This window comes from Xenorhabdus griffiniae (assembly GCF_001028135.1).
GTDB lineage: Bacteria > Pseudomonadota > Gammaproteobacteria > Enterobacterales > Enterobacteriaceae > Xenorhabdus > Xenorhabdus bakwenae.
In genome coordinates this window covers 1-23,571 of record NZ_LDNM01000008.1, presented here as the reverse complement: position 1 = coordinate 23,571, position 23,571 = coordinate 1, and the positions used below count along the sequence as shown (strand labels likewise).

General features: G+C 44.1%; 21 protein-coding genes and 1 tRNA gene. 11 read left to right on the top strand and 11 right to left on the bottom strand.

Going from position 1 to position 23,571, the window contains the following annotated elements:
- Nucleotides 1-208 precede the first annotated feature (208 nt).
- The 3 genes from AAY47_RS02595 to AAY47_RS02585 are packed head-to-tail and all read right to left on the bottom strand — an operon-like array spanning nucleotide 209 to nucleotide 3,446.
- Nucleotides 209-1,702 (bottom strand): aldehyde dehydrogenase family protein, encoded by a 1,494-nt coding sequence (locus AAY47_RS02595; protein WP_047766686.1) that lies wholly within the window; start codon nucleotides 1,700-1,702, stop codon nucleotides 209-211.
- A gap of 14 nt (nucleotides 1,703-1,716) precedes the next feature.
- Nucleotides 1,717-2,097 carry a cupin domain-containing protein gene (locus tag AAY47_RS02590; RefSeq protein WP_047766685.1) on the bottom strand — a complete coding sequence of 127 codons (381 nt, stop codon included), beginning with the start codon at nucleotides 2,095-2,097 and terminating at the stop codon, nucleotides 1,717-1,719.
- A gap of 47 nt (nucleotides 2,098-2,144) precedes the next feature.
- Nucleotides 2,145-3,446 (bottom strand): NAD(P)/FAD-dependent oxidoreductase, encoded by a 1,302-nt coding sequence (locus tag AAY47_RS02585; protein WP_047766760.1) that lies wholly within the window; start codon nucleotides 3,444-3,446, stop codon nucleotides 2,145-2,147.
- Between the two features lie 433 nt (nucleotides 3,447-3,879).
- Between AAY47_RS02585 and AAY47_RS02580 the strand changes: the two genes are divergently transcribed.
- On the top strand, nucleotides 3,880-4,830 hold the full coding sequence (locus AAY47_RS02580) for a nucleoside hydrolase (protein ID WP_047766684.1): 951 nt from the start codon (nucleotides 3,880-3,882) through the stop codon (nucleotides 4,828-4,830).
- A gap of 65 nt (nucleotides 4,831-4,895) precedes the next feature.
- Here AAY47_RS02580 and AAY47_RS02575 read toward each other — a convergent pair whose 3' ends face one another.
- Nucleotides 4,896-5,684: a sulfite exporter TauE/SafE family protein gene (locus tag AAY47_RS02575; protein WP_047766759.1), complete on the bottom strand. Its 789-nt coding sequence runs from the start codon at nucleotides 5,682-5,684 to the stop codon at nucleotides 4,896-4,898.
- 277 nt (nucleotides 5,685-5,961) lie between these two features.
- Entirely contained in the window at nucleotides 5,962-6,132 is a 171-nt protein-coding gene (locus AAY47_RS02570) for a helix-turn-helix domain-containing protein (RefSeq protein ID WP_047766683.1), read from the bottom strand.
- A 218-nt stretch (nucleotides 6,133-6,350) separates the two neighbouring features.
- Between AAY47_RS02570 and AAY47_RS02565 the strand changes: the two genes are divergently transcribed.
- Complete coding sequence (locus tag AAY47_RS02565) at nucleotides 6,351-6,563, top strand: helix-turn-helix domain-containing protein (protein ID WP_047766682.1); 213 nt, start codon at nucleotides 6,351-6,353, stop codon at nucleotides 6,561-6,563.
- A gap of 39 nt (nucleotides 6,564-6,602) precedes the next feature.
- Here AAY47_RS02565 and sugE read toward each other — a convergent pair whose 3' ends face one another.
- Both sugE and efp read right to left on the bottom strand, forming a co-directional pair.
- Nucleotides 6,603-6,917 (bottom strand): quaternary ammonium compound efflux SMR transporter SugE, encoded by a 315-nt coding sequence (gene sugE, locus AAY47_RS02560; RefSeq protein WP_047766681.1) that lies wholly within the window; start codon nucleotides 6,915-6,917, stop codon nucleotides 6,603-6,605.
- Nucleotides 6,918-7,119: 202 nt separating this feature from the next.
- Nucleotides 7,120-7,686 (bottom strand): elongation factor P, encoded by a 567-nt coding sequence (efp, locus tag AAY47_RS02555; RefSeq protein WP_047766680.1) that lies wholly within the window; start codon nucleotides 7,684-7,686, stop codon nucleotides 7,120-7,122.
- 40 nt (nucleotides 7,687-7,726) lie between these two features.
- Here efp and epmB point away from each other — a divergent pair, with 40 nt between their 5' ends.
- On the top strand, nucleotides 7,727-8,758 hold the full coding sequence (gene epmB, locus AAY47_RS02550; RefSeq protein WP_047766679.1) for an EF-P beta-lysylation protein EpmB: 1,032 nt from the start codon (nucleotides 7,727-7,729) through the stop codon (nucleotides 8,756-8,758).
- 137 nt (nucleotides 8,759-8,895) lie between these two features.
- Here epmB and AAY47_RS02545 read toward each other — a convergent pair whose 3' ends face one another.
- The 4 genes from AAY47_RS02545 to AAY47_RS02530 all read right to left on the bottom strand — a co-directional run bounded on the left by AAY47_RS02545 (nucleotide 8,896) and on the right by AAY47_RS02530 (nucleotide 12,051).
- Entirely contained in the window at nucleotides 8,896-9,237 is a 342-nt protein-coding gene (locus AAY47_RS02545; RefSeq protein ID WP_047766678.1) for a DUF4156 domain-containing protein, read from the bottom strand.
- Between the two features lie 97 nt (nucleotides 9,238-9,334).
- Nucleotides 9,335-10,981: a chaperonin GroEL gene (gene groL, locus AAY47_RS02540; protein WP_047766677.1), complete on the bottom strand. Its 1,647-nt coding sequence runs from the start codon at nucleotides 10,979-10,981 to the stop codon at nucleotides 9,335-9,337.
- Nucleotides 10,982-11,039: 58 nt separating this feature from the next.
- The gene (locus AAY47_RS02535; protein WP_047766676.1) at nucleotides 11,040-11,333 is read right to left on the bottom strand and encodes a co-chaperone GroES; all 294 of its coding nucleotides are present in this window, start codon (nucleotides 11,331-11,333) and stop codon (nucleotides 11,040-11,042) included.
- A gap of 175 nt (nucleotides 11,334-11,508) precedes the next feature.
- A complete protein-coding gene (locus tag AAY47_RS02530; RefSeq protein WP_047766675.1) occupies nucleotides 11,509-12,051 on the bottom strand; it encodes an FxsA family protein in 543 nt (180 codons plus the stop codon).
- A 379-nt stretch (nucleotides 12,052-12,430) separates the two neighbouring features.
- On the opposite strand from AAY47_RS02530, the gene aspA reads away from it, so the two are divergent.
- The 8 genes from aspA (at nucleotide 12,431) to AAY47_RS02490 (ending at nucleotide 22,344) form a co-directional block, all read left to right on the top strand.
- The gene (gene aspA / locus AAY47_RS02525) at nucleotides 12,431-13,855 is read left to right on the top strand and encodes an aspartate ammonia-lyase (RefSeq protein WP_047766674.1); all 1,425 of its coding nucleotides are present in this window, start codon (nucleotides 12,431-12,433) and stop codon (nucleotides 13,853-13,855) included.
- A 140-nt stretch (nucleotides 13,856-13,995) separates the two neighbouring features.
- Complete coding sequence (locus AAY47_RS02520; RefSeq protein ID WP_047766673.1) at nucleotides 13,996-15,297, top strand: anaerobic C4-dicarboxylate transporter; 1,302 nt, start codon at nucleotides 13,996-13,998, stop codon at nucleotides 15,295-15,297.
- Between the two features lie 144 nt (nucleotides 15,298-15,441).
- Nucleotides 15,442-17,214 carry a protein-disulfide reductase DsbD gene (locus AAY47_RS02515; protein WP_047766672.1) on the top strand — a complete coding sequence of 591 codons (1,773 nt, stop codon included), beginning with the start codon at nucleotides 15,442-15,444 and terminating at the stop codon, nucleotides 17,212-17,214.
- 24 nt (nucleotides 17,215-17,238) lie between these two features.
- Entirely contained in the window at nucleotides 17,239-17,811 is a 573-nt protein-coding gene (gene dicD / locus AAY47_RS02510) for a division control transcriptional repressor DicD (protein WP_047766671.1), read from the top strand.
- Nucleotides 17,812-17,941: 130 nt separating this feature from the next.
- Nucleotides 17,942-18,017, top strand: a tRNA-Phe gene (locus tag AAY47_RS02505).
- A gap of 165 nt (nucleotides 18,018-18,182) precedes the next feature.
- Nucleotides 18,183-19,454, top strand: a complete 1,272-nt coding sequence (locus AAY47_RS02500) for a tyrosine-type recombinase/integrase (RefSeq protein ID WP_047766670.1) — start codon at nucleotides 18,183-18,185, stop codon at nucleotides 19,452-19,454.
- A 136-nt stretch (nucleotides 19,455-19,590) separates the two neighbouring features.
- Nucleotides 19,591-19,797 carry a helix-turn-helix transcriptional regulator gene (locus tag AAY47_RS02495; protein WP_047766669.1) on the top strand — a complete coding sequence of 69 codons (207 nt, stop codon included), beginning with the start codon at nucleotides 19,591-19,593 and terminating at the stop codon, nucleotides 19,795-19,797.
- Between the two features lie 108 nt (nucleotides 19,798-19,905).
- Complete coding sequence (locus AAY47_RS02490; protein ID WP_083446705.1) at nucleotides 19,906-22,344, top strand: toprim domain-containing protein; 2,439 nt, start codon at nucleotides 19,906-19,908, stop codon at nucleotides 22,342-22,344.
- Nucleotides 22,345-23,571 lie beyond the last annotated feature (1,227 nt).

The following is a 23,571-nucleotide window of genomic DNA, read 5'->3' as shown; positions in this document are numbered from 1 at the left end:
TAAAAAACATCATGTTGATTCGCTCGGATAATAGATATGTCATATGACAGTTAACTGAAGATATTGCAGCATTTTTGTGATAATTTAATTACATTTTGATGACGGCGTTTTTTCAGCAAGGCAAAAAATATGAGCACTTCGATAACCAATGGCCTGTCAGCGCTCACGAGAATCATTCACTATTCCATTATTAATACTGGCACATCCATCAATAACGCATCATGACTGATTTCAGCTCCGTATAATGCTCAATGAAAGCACTGCCAAACTCACGACCCACCCCTGAAGATTTAATCCCACCAAATGGAACCGCAGGATCCAGAAACGTATGCATATTAATCCATAGCATGCCCGCTTTAATGCAGGGGAGCATACGCATCGCTTTGCTCATATCATTCGTCCAGAGGCTGGCAGACAACCCGAATGGCGTCGCATTCATCATGGTAATCAGTTCTTCTTCATCCTCATAACTGAGGAAAGTGCCGATCGGCCCGAACGTTTCTTCGTTCATTAATGTGTCTTCAACACTCTTGGCTTTAATCACTGTTGGTGCGACAAAAAATCCCGCTCCCTCCAAAGCATAGCCGCCGTAGACGATTTCATTACCCTCCTGACGCGCTGTTTCAAACATAGACAGAATTTTTTCGTAATGTTCTTTGTTTGCCAAAGGTCCCATTTCCGTTGATTCATCAAGGGGAGAGCCAATTTTCATCGCCGATAAGCGTTCAGACAGTAATACCAAAACAGCATCTATATGAACGGATGGAATATAAAAACGTTCCGCAGCCGCACAAATCTGCCCTTGATACACATAGCCCGCTTCCAATATGCCATCAACGATCTTTTCAACTGTCATATCAGACAGAAAAGCCGCCGCGTTTTTGCCGCCAAGCTCCAGTGTTGTGCGTTTCAGCCCCTGCTCCAGGGCCAATTTTCCCACGCTTATTCCTGTTGGAACAGAGCCTGTAAAAGTGACTTTGGCACATTGAGGATGATTAATGAGAGAAATACCCACGCGAGCACCTGAACCATTGACGATATTGATCACACCATCTGGAATTCCCGCTTCTTTTGCCAGTTCAACCACTCGTAGCATGGTTAAAGGAGTATATTCACTGGGTTTAAGGACAATCGTACAACCACACGCCAGTGCCGCCCCCAATTTCCAGATCGCAATCATGATGGAGAAATTCCACGGAATAATGCCAACTACGACGCCAACAGGCTCACGGCGCGTGAACGCGGAATATTTTTCTCCTTTAAGCGATGGCAATGAAACATTCAGTGTTTCCCCCGTGATTTTGGTCGACCATCCGGCAAAATAGCGTAAATAATCGGCTGATGCTCCCACATCCAACATACGGGATAATTGAATCGGTTTGCCGGAGCATAAACTTTCCAGTTGTGCTAACTCCTCGCTATTTTTTTGTAATAGATCAGCCAGCCGATTCAGGCAATTCCCCCGTTCCATAGGGGAAGTTTGTGCCCATACACCGTGAAACGCCTCTGATGCCGCCTGCATTGCCTGATTAACTTCGTGCTCGCCTCCTTGATTGACCGTCGCTATCACTTCACCATCAGCCGGGTTAACAACAGAGAAAGCTTCATTTTCCTGACCAAGAACAGAGGCCCCATTAATATAGTGACCATGAGAGCGCTGCAAAAAGGTTGTAACGGACTCCAGCAACTTAACTTCACTCATCACTTTTTCCCCGTTTAGTCAGGCAATTGCCCGTTTATACAAGCCATATAATGTTTGACGAAACGTTCGCTGGTGATTTCCCACAATACTTCACTCCCTTTTACCGCAAACCACGAATCGCCTTTATGATATTCAACCATCCCCCCTGTTTTGACATCAGTCAGCTTCACTGAACCTTCATGCACTGTTGCCATTTCATCAAAGGGATAGATCATTTTAAATTTACCCTTGGTACAGGCAAAAATACCACAAGTCAGATTATCTGATGGTTCCCCGTGGATCATGGCTACACTTGCCTGCGGATCACCTTCCACCACAACAGAACTAAGATTGGTGACACTGCCAATGGGCATTAATTCAGGCAGCGCCTTATCTAATAATAATGGCTTGATCATAACTTTTACCTTTAACTGTGACCGTTTCAAAAATGGAAAAAGAAAAACTAACGACGCCCTTTCCAATAACCTGAAGCCTGGTGCCAGGTTTTACCGACAGAGAGCAATACATTTCTCAGTTTATCTTTCCCGATAATATCGGGGTGGGGAATCGAACTCAGTAGCGAATAACGCTCCGAACCTTCACTCATCCCCTCAGCCAGAATTTTGCAGATAATGTGGCTTGGCGTTACCCCAAATCCCGAATAGCCTTGAACATAGAACACATTTTTATGATTAGGCAGAGAACCCATTTGCGGAAACAGATTAGCGCTACAACATAATGGCCCGCCCCATGCCAGCTCTATCTCCACATCTTTCAAATAAGGGAAGGTCTTGAGCATGAAATTGCGATTCCATGCTTTTAAATCGGAAGGGATATATTCAAGAAAGTGTGTCGCGCTGCCATATAACAGGCGATTTTCTTTGGTAACACGGTAGTAATCAATGACCGGACTAATATCACTGTATGCCCCACGAATTGGGCTGATCCTTTCAATCAAATCGTCCGACAATTCTTCTGTCATCAATTGAAAAGCATAAGTATTGATTGTTTTTCTATAAATAGTCGGTTCGAGTCCATCCAAAAAGGCATTACATGCCCACAGCATCTTATTGGCACGAACCGATCCTGTTACTGTACGTACTGTGACCCTGGGACCATACTGTACGCTCACAACCTGACTGTTTTCGAAAATTTTGACGCCATGTTCAGTGACCGCTTTGGCTTCTCCCAGCAGCAAATTGAGTGAGTGCACATGCCCACCCCCCATATGTTTTAGTGCACTGGTATAACGGTCTGAGCCAATGACTTTTTTAACATCTGCCCCCGTATAAAGCTCAATTTCTTTCTCAGGGGAAGCCGAACGAAATTCCTGTAACCAACTATGCAGGGTTTTATCATGTCGAGAATTCCAGCCAAGATAGGCATAACCTTGACAGAAATCAGCCTGAATATCATATTTGGCAATTCGATCACGAATAATTTCAGCCCCCAAGCTACTGATTTTAAATATAGTTTCCAGGCCTTTTTTACCCACATGGCGTTTGATCTTATCCAAATCATGACCAATACCCGTCATCACTTGTCCACCATTACGGCCTGTACCGCCATATCCCAACGTCCGGCCTTCCAAAATAGCAATATTGGTGATGCCTTTTTCTGCCAGCTCTAATGCGGTATTGATACCGGAAAAACCGCCGCCAATGATAACGACATCAACATCCAGATCTTCTGTCAACATCGGAAAACGAAGATCATATTTTTTCGTCACCGTATAGTATGTTAATGAATCAAGTTTATTATTCATGTTATACCCCATGAGCATCTGTTTATCCCCTGATGGTGTAACCTTGCTACTCCTTTTATCAGGGGTGCTTATTACATTTTTTGAACATTAGTTGTTCAGGTGTATTAACAAAACAATAAATAACAAAATATTAATAAATTAATAAAAATAAACATCCATGCATTTCATGTCTGGTATGCATATGAATCATATGTACCTGAAATGCTCAAACCCTTTGTTGTTTTCATGTTAATTAAATCACAATTATTAAAACGATTGTTAACAGATTGCATCTTTTGCGTTTTCATTTTGTGATGGGGTTGGAAGGAATTTTTTCTGTTAGTAAATTATTCTGAACGTAAATATTTACATATGTACTTAATAGGTTTCGAGTTGCAGCCGACAAAACAGCAACTTGAGAAATGAAGGTCATAACCACTGTAAAGGAATAAATATGCTACCCAAGAAAATGATCCTTGACTGCGATCCCGGGCATGATGATGCCATTGCTCTCCTGCTTGCCCACGGCAACCCCAATATTGAATTGTTGGCTGTCACGACAGTTGTTGGTAATCAAACCCTGAATAAAGTCACCCGCAATGCGCTTTGCGTTGCACGCATCGCTAATATTCATAACGTTCCTTTCGCAGCAGGTTGCCACCGTCCACTGGTTCGGGAGATCAATACCGCGCCAGACATTCATGGTGAAACGGGTCTGGATGGCCCTATTCTTCCTGAACCTAATATGAAACTGGATGCGCGCCACGCAGTTGATCTCATTATTGATGTGATTATGGAAAACCCACCCAAGAGTGTCACTTTGGTGCCCACTGCGGGTTTGACGAATATCGCTATGGCTGTACGCAAAGCACCACAAATTGTTGAGCGTGTAAAAGAAGTGGTATTAATGGGAGGGGGCTATCATAAAGGAAACAGAAGCGCAGTTGCAGAATTCAATATCGTGATCGATCCAGAAGCCGCACACATTGTTTTTAATGAAAAATGGCCGCTGACGATGGTCGGTTTAGATCTCACTCATCAAGCGCAAGCAACACCTGAAATTATCGAGGCAATCGCCCGGATTAAGACACGTTCCGCTCAATTCGTTTTGGATGCACTGAAATTTTATGGTGACAGATACCGTGAGCATCAGGGATTTGGCTATCCTCCTGTGCATGATCCCTGTGCTGTAGCCTATGTGATCGATCCTGATGTTATGACGACCCAAAAAGTCCCCGTTAATATCGAACTGATGGGAAACTTAACCACAGGAATGACAGTTGCTGATTTCCGTTTTCCACCACCTGAAGATTGCCATACGCAAGTTGCTGTCAAATTAGATCACGCCAAATTCTGGCAATTAGTGATTGATGCCCTGAAAAATATTGGTGAAACAACTTACTGATATTATTAATTTATTCTTTGACTATTGAGATTATCTCTCTGCCTCAATAGTCACAAGAATTTCTATCAAACTAACCGGATACCCATCAACACAGCACTACATAAGATCAGGAATAGTGTGGCATATTGTAGTGCTCTGTCAGATAAATGCTTTATCAAATAACTGGCAAAAGGGATAGCCAGCAAAGAACCAACAAACAATGCCAACGCCAGTTTCCAATCCGTATGCCCTCCATAGGCATAAGCAAAAGCAGATGAACCCGATAACATCATTGTGATAAAAAGAGAAACACCAACCGCTTGTTTAATAGGCATTTGCCCATAGCGTAACAACAGTGGCAATACCACTATGCCACCACCCACTCCTGTCGCCCCAAGCACCAATCCAGCTCCCGTACCAGGCAGCAAGAAAGGCTTAATCACCCCAGATTGTAATTGTGGTTGCGTTTGGTTCCTGTGTAACTGTGGCTGACGTATTCGGCGGTAAAAAAGATAAAGGGAAAACAAGATAGCCAACAAAACCAGTAAATTAATTTCCCATTCAAGTTGTACCCGATTATGGCTTAAATGACTCAGCATTGTGACGCCATAACTGGCCAATACCGTACCGGGTATCATGATCAGCAGAATAATCAAAGATTGGCGTAAGGGAATATTTCCCATGCGAAAGTGCATATAAGAAGATGATATTTTCATCAACATGGAAAGAAAGTTAGCCGTAGCGACAGACGCTAATACATCTAATCCAAAAAAATAGGTCAGGATCGGCAAAACTATCACCCCACCACCAACACCGGTAGTACTGATAATCAAACCTACAATCGCCCCAATCGCAAGTTCAGGGATCACTAACATCATTTTGTTCCCAGCGGATATCTAATCAAAGAGCATTTTCTTGCCAAATTTCAGCAAGCCTTACTTCCTAATATGACAAAAATAAATACCATATTCAAAAATAGAGTATATCTCTCAGTTTGGTACTCAGGCCAAACGACAAGGAAACATGATTTTTTCAAGTCGCAGCTTTATTGGCTGCAACTTTGCCATTTAAAGTAAAGAAGATGGAAATAGAGGAGATGAGTTGGTGAAATTTATATTTCTAACGATCTGTATTTTATCTTGACCATTGGTTTTAACGGGGAGGGTGTATTGTCCCGAAATCGAACAATTCACTGAGTTCAATCTGTAATCCATTTGCTATCACATAAATAATTTCCAGGGTAGGATTTCTGACACCACGTTCAATGCCACTGACATAAGTGCGATCCAGTCCACACTTATCGGCAAAAGCCTCTTGTGACATTCCAGCTTCTCTCCTGAGATACCTAATTCTTTGACCAAAAAGGGATCTGATGTTGTTCGATTTTTTCATCCGATAAGTATCGATTCATGTTACTTATCCGACCACGGACTATGAGTCACGTTTCAGCTGAAGTTATGCTATGATGCGTGACTTATAGTCTACTGAATACTCACTTACTTTTTAATCAAAAAGATTATTGATAACTGGAGAGTTTAAGGATGGAAAAAAAAGACTGGCATTCTGCTGATATCATCGCCGAATTGAAAAAACGCGGGACAACACTGTCAGAAGTATCCCGAACAGCAGGGCTGGCGTCATCAACTCTTGCCAATGCATTGCAACGACACTGGCCAAAAGGTGAGCGTCTTATTGCCGCAGCGCTGGGACGCACGCCAGAAGAAATATGGCCTTCGCGTTATGAAAAGAAATAATCATGAGCCCAGCACTACGCTGGGTTTATTTATAAGTAATCAGCTCGCCAACTTTAAGCCAATAATGCCAATCACAATCAGGCCAAGGCTTAATATCCGCGTGAAATTTGCAGACTCTCCCAGCACCATGATGCCGAAAATCGCCGTACCTACCGCACCAATACCTGTCCACACGGCATAGGCAGTTCCTGCCGGTAGATTTTTCATGGCATAGGCGAGTAACCCCATGCTGACCACCATCGCGCTGATCGTCATTAAACTCGGCACCCAGCGTGAAAAACCGTGGGTATATTTTAGGCCTACTGCCCACACGACTTCCAACAAACCCGCAATAAGAAGGATCAACCAAGACATATCTTTCCCTTTATATGATGACAAGGGGCCGTCCCCGATGAGATGACGTTTATCCAGGTCGTCCAGGATAACGATAAGAAATGAAACTGGATTATAGCTACCCGATCTGATAGCTGCAATGATAATAACCAAGGAGTTATAACAAAAAAAACCGCAACCTCTGGACGAAGAGGCTGCGGTTTTTTTAGAATAGCAAACGCGATTATTTCACGCGAGAAACGTATTCGCCAGAACGGGTGTCAACTTTGATCACTTCGCCAATCTGTACAAACAGAGGGACTTTAACGACAGCGCCGGTGCTCAAGGTTGCAGGTTTACCGCCAGTACCCGCAGTATCACCTTTCAGACCTGGATCCGTATCAACGATTTCCAGTTCAACAAAGTTTGGTGGATTTACAGCGATAGGACGGCCATCCCACAGAGTCAGAATACATTCTGCCTGATCGATCAGCCATTTTGCATTGTCACCAACGGCTTTCTCATCCGCCGCCAGCTGTTCGAAAGTTTCGTTGTTCATGAAATGCCAAAATTCACCGTCGTTGTATAAATAAGTCAGGTTGACATCCATGACATCCGCACTTTCAGCAGAATCTGTTGATTTAAAAGTTTTTTCCAGCAGTTTACCTGAAATCAGTTTACGAATACGAACGCGGGCAAATGCCTGCCCTTTACCTGGTTTAACAAATTCACTGTCAAGAATAGCGCACGGCTCGCCATCTAACATGATTTTAAGACCTGAACGGAATTCATTGGTACTATAAGTAGCCATGGAGATCCTCTAATTTTTAACAAAATGGCTTAGCCAAAAAATGGCACACATTATAACCCATATTCACCCCGTCAGAGAAGTCTGGCTACAACAACTCGCGGATGTTATTACTGATCCCAATGAGTTGTTGCAACTATTATCCTTAAACACACATACGAAGCTGCAAGAAGGCAATGAAGCAAAACGCTTATTTCCTCTGCGTGTGCCAAGAGCATTTGTAACACGAATGAAAAAGGGCGATCCCCGTGATCCTCTTCTATTACAAGTCCTGACCTCACGGGAAGAATTTGCGATATCCCCTGGTTTCACTGCTGATCCGTTAGATGAACAACGCAGTGTTGTTCCAGGTTTATTGCATAAATATCACAATCGAGCCCTGCTACTGGTCAAAGGGGGCTGCGCAGTTAATTGTCGCTATTGTTTTCGTCGCCATTTCCCTTATGGGGATAATAAAGGCAATAAAAACAATTGGCTGCTTGCTCTGGATTATATTGAACAACACCCTGAACTCGACGAAATTATCTTCTCTGGTGGTGATCCATTAATGGCTAAGGATCATGAACTTGACTGGTTAATCAGCCGTCTTGAATCTGTTCCACACATTAAGCGGTTACGTATCCATACGCGTTTGCCAGTTGTGATCCCTGATCGAATCACGCTTTCACTGTGTAACCGTTTAGCACAAACTCGCTTGCAGGTGATCATGGTGACCCATATCAATCATGCAAATGAAATTGATGATGCGTTCCGCACAAGTATGATGCGGCTAAAACAAGCTGGAGTGACACTACTGAATCAAAGTGTGATGTTACGTGATGTCAATAATAATGCAGATACTTTGGCTGACTTAAGTCATGCACTCTTTGACTCAGGCATATTACCTTACTACATTCACGTTCTGGATAAAGTTCAGGGTGCCGCACATTTTCTCGTGGACGATGAAGAGGCAAAAGCTATTATGCGAGAATTATTGACTAAAGTATCCGGTTATCTGGTTCCGGGCCTGACCAGGGAAATTGGTGGCGAGCCAAGCAAAACCCCGCTAGATTTAGGGCTAGCACAAAACGAGTGATAGTTCCTATGCCAATCGATCACTGATCCGGTTAATTCCTTCATTATTAAGCTCTTCTAAATGGGCAGCGCACAGAAACTGAAATTCTTTCTGGGCATTGCCCAAACCACTTTCCCACTAACCCCATCTATTAATACCTAAGGGCACTTATAGACCTGACCAACCATTTTGCTATCAAGGGGGACAAAACTAGCCAGCAATCCCTCTGATGGACTATTTATCCCATAAATAACATTGCCGCCCATTTCAGCCACTTTATTACGTAAGTCATTGGCTGCGCTACGCATAGAACTGCTCTCATTGCTAACGCCATTGAGCCAGTTGCTTTGCGTGCCAGTAACTTCACCTAACCGCTGGCATTCACTACCTGGTTGAGTGTCCGCAAAACGCACATTAGCGCCAGCGGAGGTTAATTGATGAGTTGTTGTGCACCCAGCCAACAGTAATACTGACGCACCAAACAAAATTTTAATTCGCATAACTTCCCTCATTAGTTATAGGAACAATAAAAAGGCGAGCAAGTTTTCCCTGCTCGCCTTTAAGGGTTTTACCCTTATGGGATGGTCAATGCCAGCACTACATCATGCCGCCCATTCCACCCATACCGCCCATGCCGCCAGCAGCACCTAAGTCAGCTTTGTCATCTTTAGGTTGTTCAGTCACCATTGCTTCGGTAGTGATCATCAGGCCAGCGATAGACGCGGCGAATTGCAGTGCAGAACGGGTTACTTTAGTTGGATCTAGGATACCCATTTCGATCATATCGCCGTACTGTTCAGTTGCAGCGTTATAACCGTAGTTGTCTTTACCCGCTTTCACGTTGTTGACAACAACAGAAGGTTCTTCACCTGAGTTATCTACGATCTGACGCATTGGCGCTTCCATTGCACGCAGTGCAACACGGATACCGACGTTCTGATCTTCATTATCACCAGTCAGATCAGAGATCGAGCTGGCAACACGAACCAGAGCAACACCACCACCAGCAACAACACCTTCTTCTACAGCCGCACGAGTTGCGTGCAGTGCATCGTCAACGCGAGCGCGTTTTTCTTTCATTTCAACTTCAGTTGCTGCACCTACTTTGATGACAGCCACACCGCCTGCCAGTTTAGCGACACGCTCTTGCAGTTTTTCACGGTCATAATCAGAAGTAGATTCTTCGATTTGCTGACGGATCTGAGTAACACGTGCAGCAATTGTGCTTTCTTCACCTACACCATCAATGATAGTTGTGGTGTCTTTGTTGATAACAACACGTTTTGCCTGACCCAGATCTTCCAGAGTCGCTTTTTCCAGCTCCAGACCAATCTCTTCTGAGATAACAGTACCGTTAGTCAGAGTAGCGATATCTTGCAGCATTGCTTTACGGCGATCACCGAAGCCAGGTGCTTTAACCGCAGCAACTTTCACGATACCACGCATGTTGTTAACAACCAGCGTTGCCAGTGCTTCGCCTTCAACATCTTCAGCAATAATCATCAAAGGCTTGCTTGCCTTAGCGACGCCTTCCAGAACGGGCAGCAGTTCACGGATGTTGGAGATTTTCTTGTCAACCAGCAGGATGTATGGGTTTTCCAGTTCAACAGCACCGGCTTCTGGTTTGTTGATGAAATAAGGAGACAGGTAACCACGGTCGAACTGCATACCTTCAACAACATCCAGCTCGTCTTCCAGACCAGTACCTTCTTCAACGGTGATTACACCTTCTTTACCGACTTTATCCATCGCTTCTGCGATCAGTTTACCTACGGTTTCGTCGGAGTTTGCAGAGATAGTACCAACCTGTGCAATAGCAGTGGAATCAGAGCAAGGTACGGACAGTTTTTTCAGTTCCTCAACGGCAGAAACAACCGCTTTATCGATGCCGCGTTTCAGGTCCATTGGGTTCATGCCAGCAGCAACAGCTTTCAGACCTTCGGTGACAATGGCTTGAGCCAGTACTGTTGCAGTAGTAGTACCATCACCTGCCGCATCATTGGCTTTAGAGGCGACTTCTTTAACCATCTGCGCACCCATGTTCTCGAATTTGTCTTCCAATTCGATTTCACGTGCTACAGACACACCATCTTTAGTGATAACAGGTGCACCGAAAGATTTATCCAAAATTACGTTACGGCCTTTAGGTCCCAGAGTGACTTTAACTGCGTCAGCCAGTACATTCACACCGCGTAACATTTTGCTGCGAGCATCATTACCAAATTTTACGTCTTTAGCTGCCATTGTGTCTTTCCTTTAAATTCGTTCAATTAAGAAGATCTAAGCGTAATAAAATTCTCAATTACGCTTCAACAATTGCCAGAATGTCGCTTTCAGACATGATCAATACTTCTTCATTATCGATCTTTTCTGTTTTAACGCCGTAACCTTCATTAAAAATAACGGTATCACCCACTTTTACATCCAGCGCCTTCACTTCCCCATTTTCGAGGATGCGACCATTGCCGACTGCCAAAACGTTTCCACGGGTAGATTTGCCCGCAGCAGAGCCCGTCAAAACAATACCGCCAGCAGATTTTGATTCAACTTCTGTACGCTTGATGATAACGCGGTCATGTAATGGACGAATGTTCATCGATAGATCTCCTATAAATAAAGTCCATATCAGGTAAGAGGATTGATACCAGAACCCAACAGAACCAGTATCATGAAGCTACAAATTGGGGCTTGAGATCATGACTTCAAGGGTGAGTAACAAAAATATTTTACTTTTTTCTTACTTACTGAAATTTCAGCCAACACAGTGGCAATCATTTTTTATTGCGCTCACTGCCAGACTCACCATAATGCTTTTGCTCTGCGGATTTTTTGTCATTCGATATACGGGAGTCGCCATCTTGCCTACGCTCATATTCTCCCTCAAAAGTCTGCCCGTTCTGCCCAGAACCGCCATTATGATGACTATAATTACCGGAACCATAAAAAGTATTTGGACGGTAAAACTTAATATGAGGCAATAACTTCGCGGTCAGAAATTTCTGTACGGGAGACAATAACAGCAGTAATCCGAGAAAATCGGTGAAGAAACCGGGCAATATCAGCAAAAATCCAGCCATGACCAGAGAAACACTTTTAACAGCTTCTTCTGCAGGACTCTCACCGGCGGCGAGTTTTTGCTTCATAGAGATAAAATTCTTGATGCCTTGATTACGCACGAGGGATACACCAAGACAAGATGTAAGAATAACCAATAACAGAGTCAACAAGACCCCAATTTCAGAGGCAATCCGAACAAACAAGACAGACTCGATGTAAACCAGAAGGCATATAAGGATAAGCGGGAGCCAACGCACGTGGTTCTCCTTTCATTATTATTGAAGGTTCACACTATTCGATCATTCACACTCTGTGTGACACCTAATATCGGGTTAGATCACATAATATGGTGTTAGATAACACATGTGGGGATAATCGTGACCGTTTTCAATACTTCAAACTCTTAACTTTTTCCCTCCGTAATCGTGACCTTAGTCACACATATGCTATTTCATCAATAAAATAACACTATAAAGTGATCCAGGTTCAAGGCATTTTTCACAAATCCACATATGATCGCGCCAGCAATTTCATGATAAGTGTTTAATATCAGGGAAATTGTTGGCGGCAACATTATTTTCCAACAAACACGTAATAGAACAGTCAAAAAACGTATCCAATTTTAAGAAGGTTCTCATGTCAAACAACATTCGTATCGAAGAAGACCTGTTAGGTAAACGAGAAGTTCCTGCTGAAGCCTACTACGGTATTCACACTCTACGTGCGATTGAAAATTTTTATATCAGTGACCGTACCATCAACAGTGTGCCTGAATTCATCCGCGGCATGGTGATGGTGAAGAAAGCGGCGGCACTGGCAAACAAAGAACTCCATACTATTTCTGGAAAAGTGGCAGATATCATTGTCAAAGCCTGTGATGAAGTTCTCATTAAAAGCAAATGTATGGATCAATTCCCTGTTGATGTCTTTCAGGGTGGTGCCGGTACTTCACTCAACATGAACACGAATGAGGTGCTGGCAAATATCGGCCTGGAGTTGATGGGACATCAAAAAGGGGAATATGAGTACCTGAACCCAAATGATCACCTGAACAGAAGCCAGTCAACCAATGATGCTTATCCTACAGGCTTCCGCATTGCTGTTTATAACTCCCTGATGCATTTAATTGATTCCATTGAATTGCTGAAAGAGGGCTTCGACAAAAAAGGGGTTGAATTCGATGACATCCTGAAAATGGGCCGTACCCAGCTGCAAGACGCTGTCCCCATGACACTGGGCCAAGAATTCCGTGCTTTTTCTGTGCTGTTGAAAGAAGAGATCAAAAACATTATCCGCACGGCAGAACTGCTGCTGGAAGTGAACCTTGGCGCTACCGCTATCGGTACTGGCTTAAATACTGCACCAGGTTACCAAAAACTGGTCGTTGAAAAATTGGCCGAAGTCACAGGTTTGCCTTGCCAACCAGCAGAAGATTTGATAGAAGCCACCTCTGACTGTGGCGCTTACGTCATGGTTCACAGCGCGTTGAAACGTCTGGCCGTTAAGCTGTCCAAGATTTGTAACGACTTGCGTCTGCTCTCTTCCGGCCCTCGTGCTGGCCTGAATGAAATTAATCTGCCAGAATTGCAGGCAGGTTCTTCCATCATGCCAGCAAAAGTTAACCCCGTTGTGCCAGAAGTGGTTAACCAGGTGTGCTTCAAAGTTATCGGTAACGATATCTGTGTCACTATGGCAGCGGAAGCAGGCCAATTACAGCTTAACGTAATGGAACCTGCGATTGGTCAGGCTATGTTTGAATCTATGTCTATCCTGAACAACGCATGCCGTAATTTAGTTGAAAAATGCGTCAGCGGCATTACTGCCAATAAAGAAGTTTGTGAAAACTTCGTATTCAACTCTATCGGGATCGTGACTTATCTGAACCCATTTATTGGCCACCACAATGGCGATATCGTGGGTAAGATCTGTGCTGAAACAGGCAAGAGCGTTCGTGAAGTCGTGCTTGAGCGCGGTTTACTGACCGAAGCTGAATTAGATGATATTTTCTCTGTTGAGAACCTAAAACATCCAACTTATAAAGCAAAACGTTTTGATGACTAATTAAATGATTATAATAACGAGTTCGTCTTAATTATTAAGGCACGCTATTCCAACCGGAAGCGTGCCTTTTTAATTTTCCGCAAACACAAATTATTAACCATAGATTTTCATAATACTAAATAAATGAAGGAGTATTTAACATGTTAGCCGTAGAATTGGTTATTGTTCTGCTGGCCATTTTTTTAGGGGCACGGCTAGGGGGAATAGGTATTGGCTTTGCTGGTGGGATGGGTGTTCTCGTCCTCGCCGCCATCGGTGTTAAACCAGGCAGTATTCCATTTGACGTTATTTCAATTATTATGGCCGTCATTGCTGCAATTTCAGCGATGCAAGTGGCGGGGGGACTCGATTATCTCGTTCAACAAACTGAAAAATTACTGCGCAAGAATCCCAAATACATCACAGTTCTTGCACCTATCGTCACGTATTTTCTGACACTATTTGCAGGTACGGGGAACATCTCACTGGCAACCTTGCCTGTTATTGCAGAAGTTGCCAAAGAGCAAGGCATAAAACCATGTCGTCCACTCTCTACTGCCGTTGTCGCTGCCCAGATCGGGATCACGGCTTCACCTATTTCTGCGGCAGTTGTTTATATGGCATCGACTATGGAAGGGCAAGGCATCAGCTATATCCACCTGTTAATGGTATTACTGCCTTCAACATTTTGTGCCATCATCCTCATGTCATTCATTATTTCATGGCTTTTTGATGCCAAACTGTCGAATGATCCTGTTTATCAAAAACGCCTTGAAGAGGGCTTGATAGAAATGCGTGGTGCCAGCCAGATTCAAATCAGACCCAAAGCAAAATGCTCTGTACTGTTGTTCCTGCTAGGTGTTGTTGGTGTGGTCGTTTATGCGATTATTAATAGCCCGAGTGTCGGCCTGGTTGAAAAACCTCTGATGAATACCACCAATGCGATTTTGATCATCATGCTCAGTGTCGCTACGCTCACCACCATTATTTGCTCCGTCGATACCGATGCCATCCTGAACTCAAGCACTTTCAAAGCTGGCATGAGCGCATGTATCTGTATCTTAGGGGTTGCATGGCTGGGGGATACCTTTGTACAGGCCAATCTTGGCTGGATCAAAGAAACCGCAGGTAGTTTAATTCACGCCCGACCGTGGCTGCTGGCAGTCATCTTCTTCTTCTGTTCAGCCTTGCTCTATTCACAAGCCGCAACAGCGAAGGCATTGATGCCAATGGCTCTGGCACTGAATGTCACGCCATTAACGGCGATCGCTTCTTTCTCTGCGGTATCTGGCCTGTTTATCCTGCCAACGTATCCGACACTGGTTGCAGCCGTACAGATGGATGATACCGGAACCACCCGTATCGGGCGTTTTGTTTTCAACCATCCCTTCTTTATTCCGGGTACTCTTGCCGTTGTATTGGCGGTCACATTCGGTTTCCTGTTTGGTGGTATTATCTTGTAGCTTCACCATTTCGATTATTTGTCATCATTTCAGGGGCGTGCCAGCCCCTGAAATCTTCCTGACACATCTTTTCCTGTAAAAAACGCTGCATTGTCTTAATATTAGGGATCAAACCCACGATACAGGCAGGCTAAAGATTATCTTATGATGAAACGTATTCTTATGTTGCTTCTGCTGTTCAGCAGTATCGCTCTGTCACCTAACAAAGCTAGCGCACTGTTTGAACAACCAGGGAAAAGTCTCTACCTTCCTGCTGATCAGGCATTCATGTTTGATTTTCAGCAACAAGGAAATAAACTCACGCTGAACTGGGAGATCAAACCCGGTTATTACCTTTATCGAAAACAGTTCAACATCGTTCCCAATCAAGAGGCATCGTTGGGTAAAATGACATACGCCAAAGGTGTAGATCATGAAGATGAGTTTTTTGGTAAGACAGAAGTCTATTTTCAATCGGCGCGGATTGATGTTCCCATCCTATCTGCCACCAACGCCGGCTCTCTCCAGGTCACATATCAAGGATGCGCAGAAGCGGGTTATTGTTATCCACCTGAAACCTTAAGCGTACCATTGCAAGCCGTTGCTGCCTCTCCCCTCTCAGGCAATGAAACCGCGACACCAACCAACATAGCGACAAATAAAGAAGACGGCTCCTTACAACCGCCTTTGCAACAGGGCGATAGACCATCCGAATCCCATGATGTGCCCTTTTCGCCACTCTGGGCGTTGTTAATTGGCATTGGTATCGCTTTTACGCCCTGCATACTGCCCATGTATCCGCTGATTTCCAGCATTATTTTGGGTCAAAAACGTCCAGAAAGCCTGAAACAGATCTTTTGGCTCGCCATCAGTTACGTTCAGGGGATGGCGCTCACTTACACAATACTGGGTTTAGTCGTCGCAGCGGCTGGATTGCAATTTCAAGCTGCCCTGCAAAATCCTTACATTCTCGTAGGGCTATCAGTGCTGTTTATTTTGCTCGCCTTATCCATGTTCGGGCTATATACCTTACAGCTTCCTTCTTCACTCCAAACTCGCCTCGCGGATTGGAGCAACCAACAGCAAAGCGGCTCTTACATTGGCGTATTCGTAATGGGAGCCTTAGCCGGGTTAATCGCCTCTCCCTGCACGACCGCACCGCTCAGTGCTATTTTGCTTTATATCGCTCAAAGCGGTAATACCGTGGTCGGCGGCTTAACTTTGTATCTCTACGCCCTGGGAATGGGCTTACCGCTTATCGCCGTCACACTATTTGGTCACAAACTCCTGCCACGCAGTGGCCCGTGGATGCAATACGTCAAGGAAGCCTTCGGATTCATTATCTTGGCTCTGCCTGTCTTCCTGCTGGAACGCGTACTTGGTGACACATGGGGCATAAGATTATGGAGCCTATTGGCAGTTTCTTTCCTTGGTTGGGCGTTCGCATTAACCTTAAACAGCAAAAACGGCTGGGTACGGACTTTACAAATCATCTTACTGGCTCTGGTACTTATCGCTTCACGTCCTTTGCAAAATTGGGTATGGGGAAGCCCTGCGGCAGAACAGCAAAAAAACACTTTAAAATTTCAACAAATCTCTGATTGGCAAGAGTTAAGTCAAATTCTGACTAAAAATCATCATCAACCAATTATGTTGGATCTCTATGCTGACTGGTGTGTAGCCTGTAAGGAGTTTGAAAAATATACTTTCAGTGATCCAAAAGTACAGGCACAATTAAGTCAATTCCTCTTGTTACAGGCAAATGTCACGGATAACGCCCCAAAACAAAAAGAATTGTTGCAAAAACTGCAAGTGCTGGGACTCCCCACTATCTTGTTTTTCGATAAAGGAAAAGAGCTAACCGGTGAGCGAATCAATGGATTCATGGATGCTCAACGTTTTAACCAGCATGTAAAACAATTACAACATCGACAATAAAAATAATCTGGAAGGAGAACCACTGTGCAACGTGAATATGTACTGAGACATGTTCTGAGTTTATTGGAAAAACATGGCCTGTCAGCGACACTGGAGACACTTTTAACGCCTTTCGATATTGATACCGACCATATAAAACATTTTTGGCCTGATCGTGAAGCCTTACTCTACGACGGCCTGCGCTACCACAGTCAGCAAATTGAAATCTGGCAGCGTCAAACTCTATTGGATGAATCCTTAAATCCTGAGCAAAAATTACTGGCACGCTACGACGCTCTCAAAGAAAAAGTACAAGAACAACGTTATCCAGGCTGTCTGTTTATCGCTGCTTGCAGCGCTTTTCCTGACGTTGACCATCCAATCCATCAATTAGCAGAATTACAAAAACAAAACTCTTTCCATTACACGGAAGAATTATTACAACAACTTGATATTGACGACAGTAAGCAAGTTGCCCAACAGATGGAACTGATCCTTGAGGGGTGTCTCAGTAAGCTATTAGTGAAAAGAGACCTTGAAGATGTGATCATTGCGAAAATCCTGGCTCAAGATATTCTAACCATCGCAAAATGCCGAAAAAATGGGGCGTTAAGTTAATAAAAAACGGCATTAGCTGAATTACCACACTAAGTTGGTATAAAAACACGGCAATCAATCATCTTTCGTGGTTTTTTTCGCAGAAAGTGTTTGACGGATTGGGCTGGATACGGTTTAATGCGCCCCGTTAGCCCGGATAGCTCAGTCGGTAGAGCAGGGGATTGAAAATCCCCGTGTCCTTGGTTCGATTCCGAGTCCGGGCACCACTTCAACTTCCAGTGAAGTCCAGCCCAGTAAAACAATTTCTCTCAAACCCAGCAAAATCAACACCCTTTCTTATTTTTAGGTCTAGTTTCGTCTGTTGCAATCAAGATGCAGCGAAGGGCATAATTCGGGGCACTTACCGTTCGATTACAGGAATGCCCTTAATAATGAAACTAAATGCGCGGCAAATCGAAACTGCAAAACCCAAAGAAAAAACCTACAAACTCGCCGATGGCGGTGGCCTCTATTTAGAAGTCACAGCACGCGGTTCAAAATACTGGCGGATGAAGTACTACCGCTCCACCGATAAGAAAGAAGACCGTCTGGCATTTGGCGTCTATCCGGCGGTATCGTTAGCCGATGCCCGCGCTAAACGCGATGAAGCCAAAAAGCTGATGGCTCAGGGTATCGACCCCAAAGCAGAGAGAAAAGGTACACCAACGCCTGCCAAAGTGAACACCTTCGAACAGGTTGCCCGTGCCTGGCATGCCAGTAACAAACGCTGGAGCGACAGCCACCGCCAAAAAGTGCTGCGCAGCCTTGAGCAGTATATTTTCCCGCATATCGGCGCCCGCGATATTACCACATTACGTACTAGCCAGCTTTTAGCTCCGGTCAAAGCCATTGATGAGCAGGGCAAACACGATATTGCTCAACGTCTACGACAGCGCACCACAGCTATCATGCGCTATGCAGTTCAGAATGATATTCTGGAGTCCAACCCAGCGAACGATATGGCGGGCGCACTTACCACCACAAAATCCCGCCACCATCCCGCCCTGCCTCATGAAGATTTATCAGACTTCCTGAGCCGATTATCTGCCTATCGTGGTCGCCTGTTGACCAAAATCGCCGTTGAACTGGCACTGCTAACATTTGTCCGCTCCAGTGAGCTGAGATTTGCCCGCTGGCAGGAAATTGACCTTGAAAATGCGGTGTGGAAGATTCCAGCCACAAGGCAACCCATTAAAGGCGTTCGCTTTTCTGAGCGCGGCATGAAAATGAAAACCGATCACCTTGTACCGTTGAGCCGTCAGGCTGTTTTGCTTATCAAATCGTTGCAGGCACTGAGCGGTAACTGCGAAGTGATGTTCCCCAGTGATCATAACTCCGCGAAAGTCATGAGTGAAAACACCGTTAATAAGGCATTACGGGCGATGGGTTACGACACCCAAACCGACGTCTGCGGGCATGGCTTCCGCACAATGGCGCGTGGTGCGATGGGCGAATCAGGCCTGTGGAGCGATGACGCCATCGAATGCCAGCTCAGCCATATTGAACGCAACAACGTCCGGGCAGCATATATTCACACCTCTAAACATCTGGATGAACGGCGGCTGATGGTGCAATGGTGGGCGGATTATCTGGATGCCAACCGGGAAAAGTCCATCACACCCTATGACTTCGCCAAACCGCTGCGCGGCCGGAAAAACCGATAATGCAACATAAAAATTAATTCTTATTGGGAGAAAAAGAGTTAACGCTGTTCATTAAGTCGGGAGTTTTCAATAATCCGCCTGTCATCTAACAACGTCCACGATGAGCGCTCAAGGACTCGGTAACAGGAGAATTAACATGACAGTGACAGCATTAAAAACCAGTTTAGTTCGCTTGCCGGAAGTGCAGCGCAGAACGGGTTACAGCAAAGCGTGGATTTACAAACTGATTAGCGATGGAGCATTCCCGAAGCAGGTCAAAATTGGCCCACGTTCCATCGCCTTTATTGAAGCCGAAATTGATGACTGGATCGCTCAACGCATCGCCGAATCACGGGCGGAATAACACAGAAAAGGCTATGACATAAGAAACGTAATATAAAAATACAACGCCCCGAAGTGCTGCTACACATACAGGGCGTTTAACCAACCAACCGTTAAGTGAGGTAAAACGATGGCTGATACACAGCATACCCAAACTCGCCCTAAATTTACAGTTCAAAAAACAACTGGCAACCAAAAACCGCTTGACCTGATCCAAACTGTGAAAACATCGGCTATGTATTCTTGGGCAAACTTGCTGCCAGCTTGCGGTATTGAGATCCCAGCAAAGGGTAAACATGGTGCCTGCCCTGTTTGCGGCGGTACTGACCGTTTTCACTTTATCGATGATCATCATCATGGCAATTGGTATTGCCGCCAGTGTGACGCCCCGAACTATGGTGATGGTCTGGATTTAGTGGCAAAAGCCAAAGAGATTTCGATTACGGAGGCAGCTAAAGTTGTCGCTAATGTACTGGCGCTACCTTTGCCAGAACTGAAGCCCGCCAAAGAAACTATTTACCCATCTCAGCCGATTGCTGAAAGAGTCGCGGTACTGATGGCGGAAACTGTTTCCGGGCAATCTCCTTATCTGACGGCAAAAGAACTGCAATATCCTAATCAGTACCTACTGAAAGATGGTTCGTTGTTATTACCGCTGACAAAACTGGATAAAAAAGTAACAGGTGCGCAGATCATCAAACCTGATGGCGAGAAAAAATTATTGTCTGGCAGCCAGAAGAAAGGCGCATTTATTGCCTTGTCAGAGCTGGAAGATAAACCTGATACAGTGATTATTACCGAAGGTTACGCCACAGCACTGACGGTTAATCAACTCTATAAAGGTACTGTTCTGGCAGCACTGGATGCAGGCAATTTACTTTCTGTTGCCAAAGCTATCCGGGAACGCTGGCCTGACACTACAATCATTATTGCCGCAGATAATGACTGGCATCACGCCGATGAACTGGATAACAACGGCAAGCCAAAAATGAATGTCGGCAAGGTTTCGGCAGAAAAAGCCGCTCTTGCAGTTAATGGCTGGGTCACGTTGCCACCAACTGAGTGCAAAGCTGATTGGGACGATTATCGCCAGAATCACGGTATCGAGGCAACAAAACAGGCTTTTGGTGAAGGGCTTTATCAATCCGCATCAACCAAGAAAAAAGCAGTCGTTCAGCCCAATGATACCGAATCTTCCAAACTGACATTATGCCAGATGGGAGCCAGCCAGCGTGGGGAAGTATTGCTGGCGCGTTATGACGGTGATTTGGCGCTGGATGGTGCTTCGGAAACCGTCCATCACTATGACGGTATTGTCTGGCGTCCGGTCAGTGACCGCGATTTAAGGCGGGAAATGGTGGCAGCCTTTATGGAAGAAAAACTGCCGTACTCACCACACGGTATCAGCTCCGCCGTGGATGCCCTGAAATTGCAACTTCCCATGATGCAGCCGCCAAAACGCCACTTAATCGGGTTCAGCAATGGCGTATTTGACCTAAAAAGCTGCCAGTTCCGGCCTCATCATAAAAATGATTGGTTATTGCTTGCCAACGATGTTACGTTTAATTCCCCCGATTCAGGGGAAACTCTGCAAGATTATGCGCCACAGTTCTGGCGCTGGCTCAACCGTGCAACCGCCAACTGTGAAAACAAATTTGATCGGGTACTGGCAGCCCTGTTTATGGTGCTGGCAAATCGCTATGACTGGCAGTTGTTTCTGGAAGTCACCGGGGCGGGAGGCAGTGGCAAAAGTATCTTTGCTGAGATTTGTTCCATGCTGGCAGGCAAAGGCAATACGGTTTCCGCAAGTATGGCCGCACTGGAAAATCCACGGGAACGGGCATTAATTGTCGGTTATTCGCTGATTATCCTGCCAGACCAGACCCGCTATGTAGGCGATGGTTCCGGCATCAAGGCGATTACAGGCGGTGATGAAGTTGCCATTGACCCGAAGCACAAACAACCTTATTCAACCCGCATTCCTGCGGTTGTGTTAGCGGTGAATAACAATGCTATGGGTTTCAGTGATCGCAGTGGTGGCGTGTCTCGACGTCGGGTGATTTTTAACTTTTCCGAAGTTGTACCGGAAAACGAACGAGATACTTTGTTACGAGAAAAAATAGCAGCAGAATTGCCTGTGATTATCCGTCATTTGCTTCATCGGTTCGCTGATCCGCAAGTAGCAAGGCGTTTGCTGGCAGAGCAACAAAAATCCGCAGAAGCATTAAATATCAAACGTGGCACCGATCCACTGGTCGATTTCTGTGGCTACCTGATTGCATCTGATGAAGCTGACGGCTTGTTAATCGGTAATGCGGAAATTATGCCATTCAATCCCCGTAAATACCTTTATCACGCCTACCTTGCTTATATGAGAGGCAATAACCTGAATAAACCCGTTTCCGTGACTCGCTTCGGGATGGATATGCCGGGCGCACTGGCAGAGTACGGGCAGCAATACCTGCGCAAGAAAAGCAAACATGGCATTCGCAGCAATTTGTGCCTGAACATTGAAACCGCTATCGAGTGGATGCCAAAACTGACAAGGGATAACCTGCCAGAAGAATAATTTTTTTCTTTATTGCTGACAACTTTCAAAGAAATATAAAAAAGTGTTCACCACTATTCACTCTGTAATTTAAATAAGATATATCAATGTATTATAGGGTGAATAGTTATTTTTAAACTATTCACAAGTCTTCATCACTGTTCACCTTTTTCAGATTTGAGGTGAACGGTTGGGTGAAGAGTGGTGATGAGTTTGATTTCAAGCCATCATCGCTTAACAGTATGAAATTAAATGAAAATAATCAAAGGTGAACAGGGTGAACAGTTTTACCCCTATTTCTTTAATACGGTGGGGTAAGAAAAAAGTTTTCTCTGGCAGGTGTTTTTCAGCTCTCCGAGTTACCGGGTTAATGTATTAGCCCGGCAAATCGGAGAAGACAAGCGCAGCGCGTCAGTGTAATTCTGCAGGAAAATGGATTTTTTATGGAACAATTATTGTTTGTCCTAAAGTAGGTTGATTGGAATTAGAGTGTATTGACGTTTTGCGAGGTCCACCGAGCTGATTAATGGTGGTACCGTTGATTGCCTAAATAACTTTCCATAATAGTAGGCATTAAGATTCAGAAAAACGATTACATCTTATGGCATTACGCTTGATGGGTGTCCTGACATTTTGAAATCCTAATTAGTCATGACGAACAGTAATATACACAATGAACCAATAGAATAAGTAGGTATTCTTCCCGAAAAATAAAGAGGCATAATAAGTTATAAATTACATGCATTAGAAATATTGTGGTACACAATATGTAAATCTAAAATAATATTATCATGATTTTTTTGATTTTTTTGATTTTTTTGATTTTTTATTTTTATGGTCGTTGATTAAAATCACCTGATAGTAATCATTCTAATCTGGATAGCACTTGAGTAAATATTATTGTTTGGTTATGGTTTTCATATAAATATTAAAAACTCATTCAATGTACTTTTATTTAATTAATCTATGTTACTGTTTTAGTTTGAAATAATTAGTTATATAATTTTCATCTTGTAAATCATAACTAATATTTACTTTATTTAAAAAATAACAAACTTAAATATTGGCTAATAAACAATCTCTCATACTTAACTTCTGAGATATAAATCACATTGTATGTAAATTAATTTGATAGTTATGGATTTTTTAATAATTTGTATTTTATAATTTTATTATTATGAATGTGACGTTTTTTTAATTTTAATTATAGGTAGGATAGTAATGTAATAATTAACAGAAAGATAAATC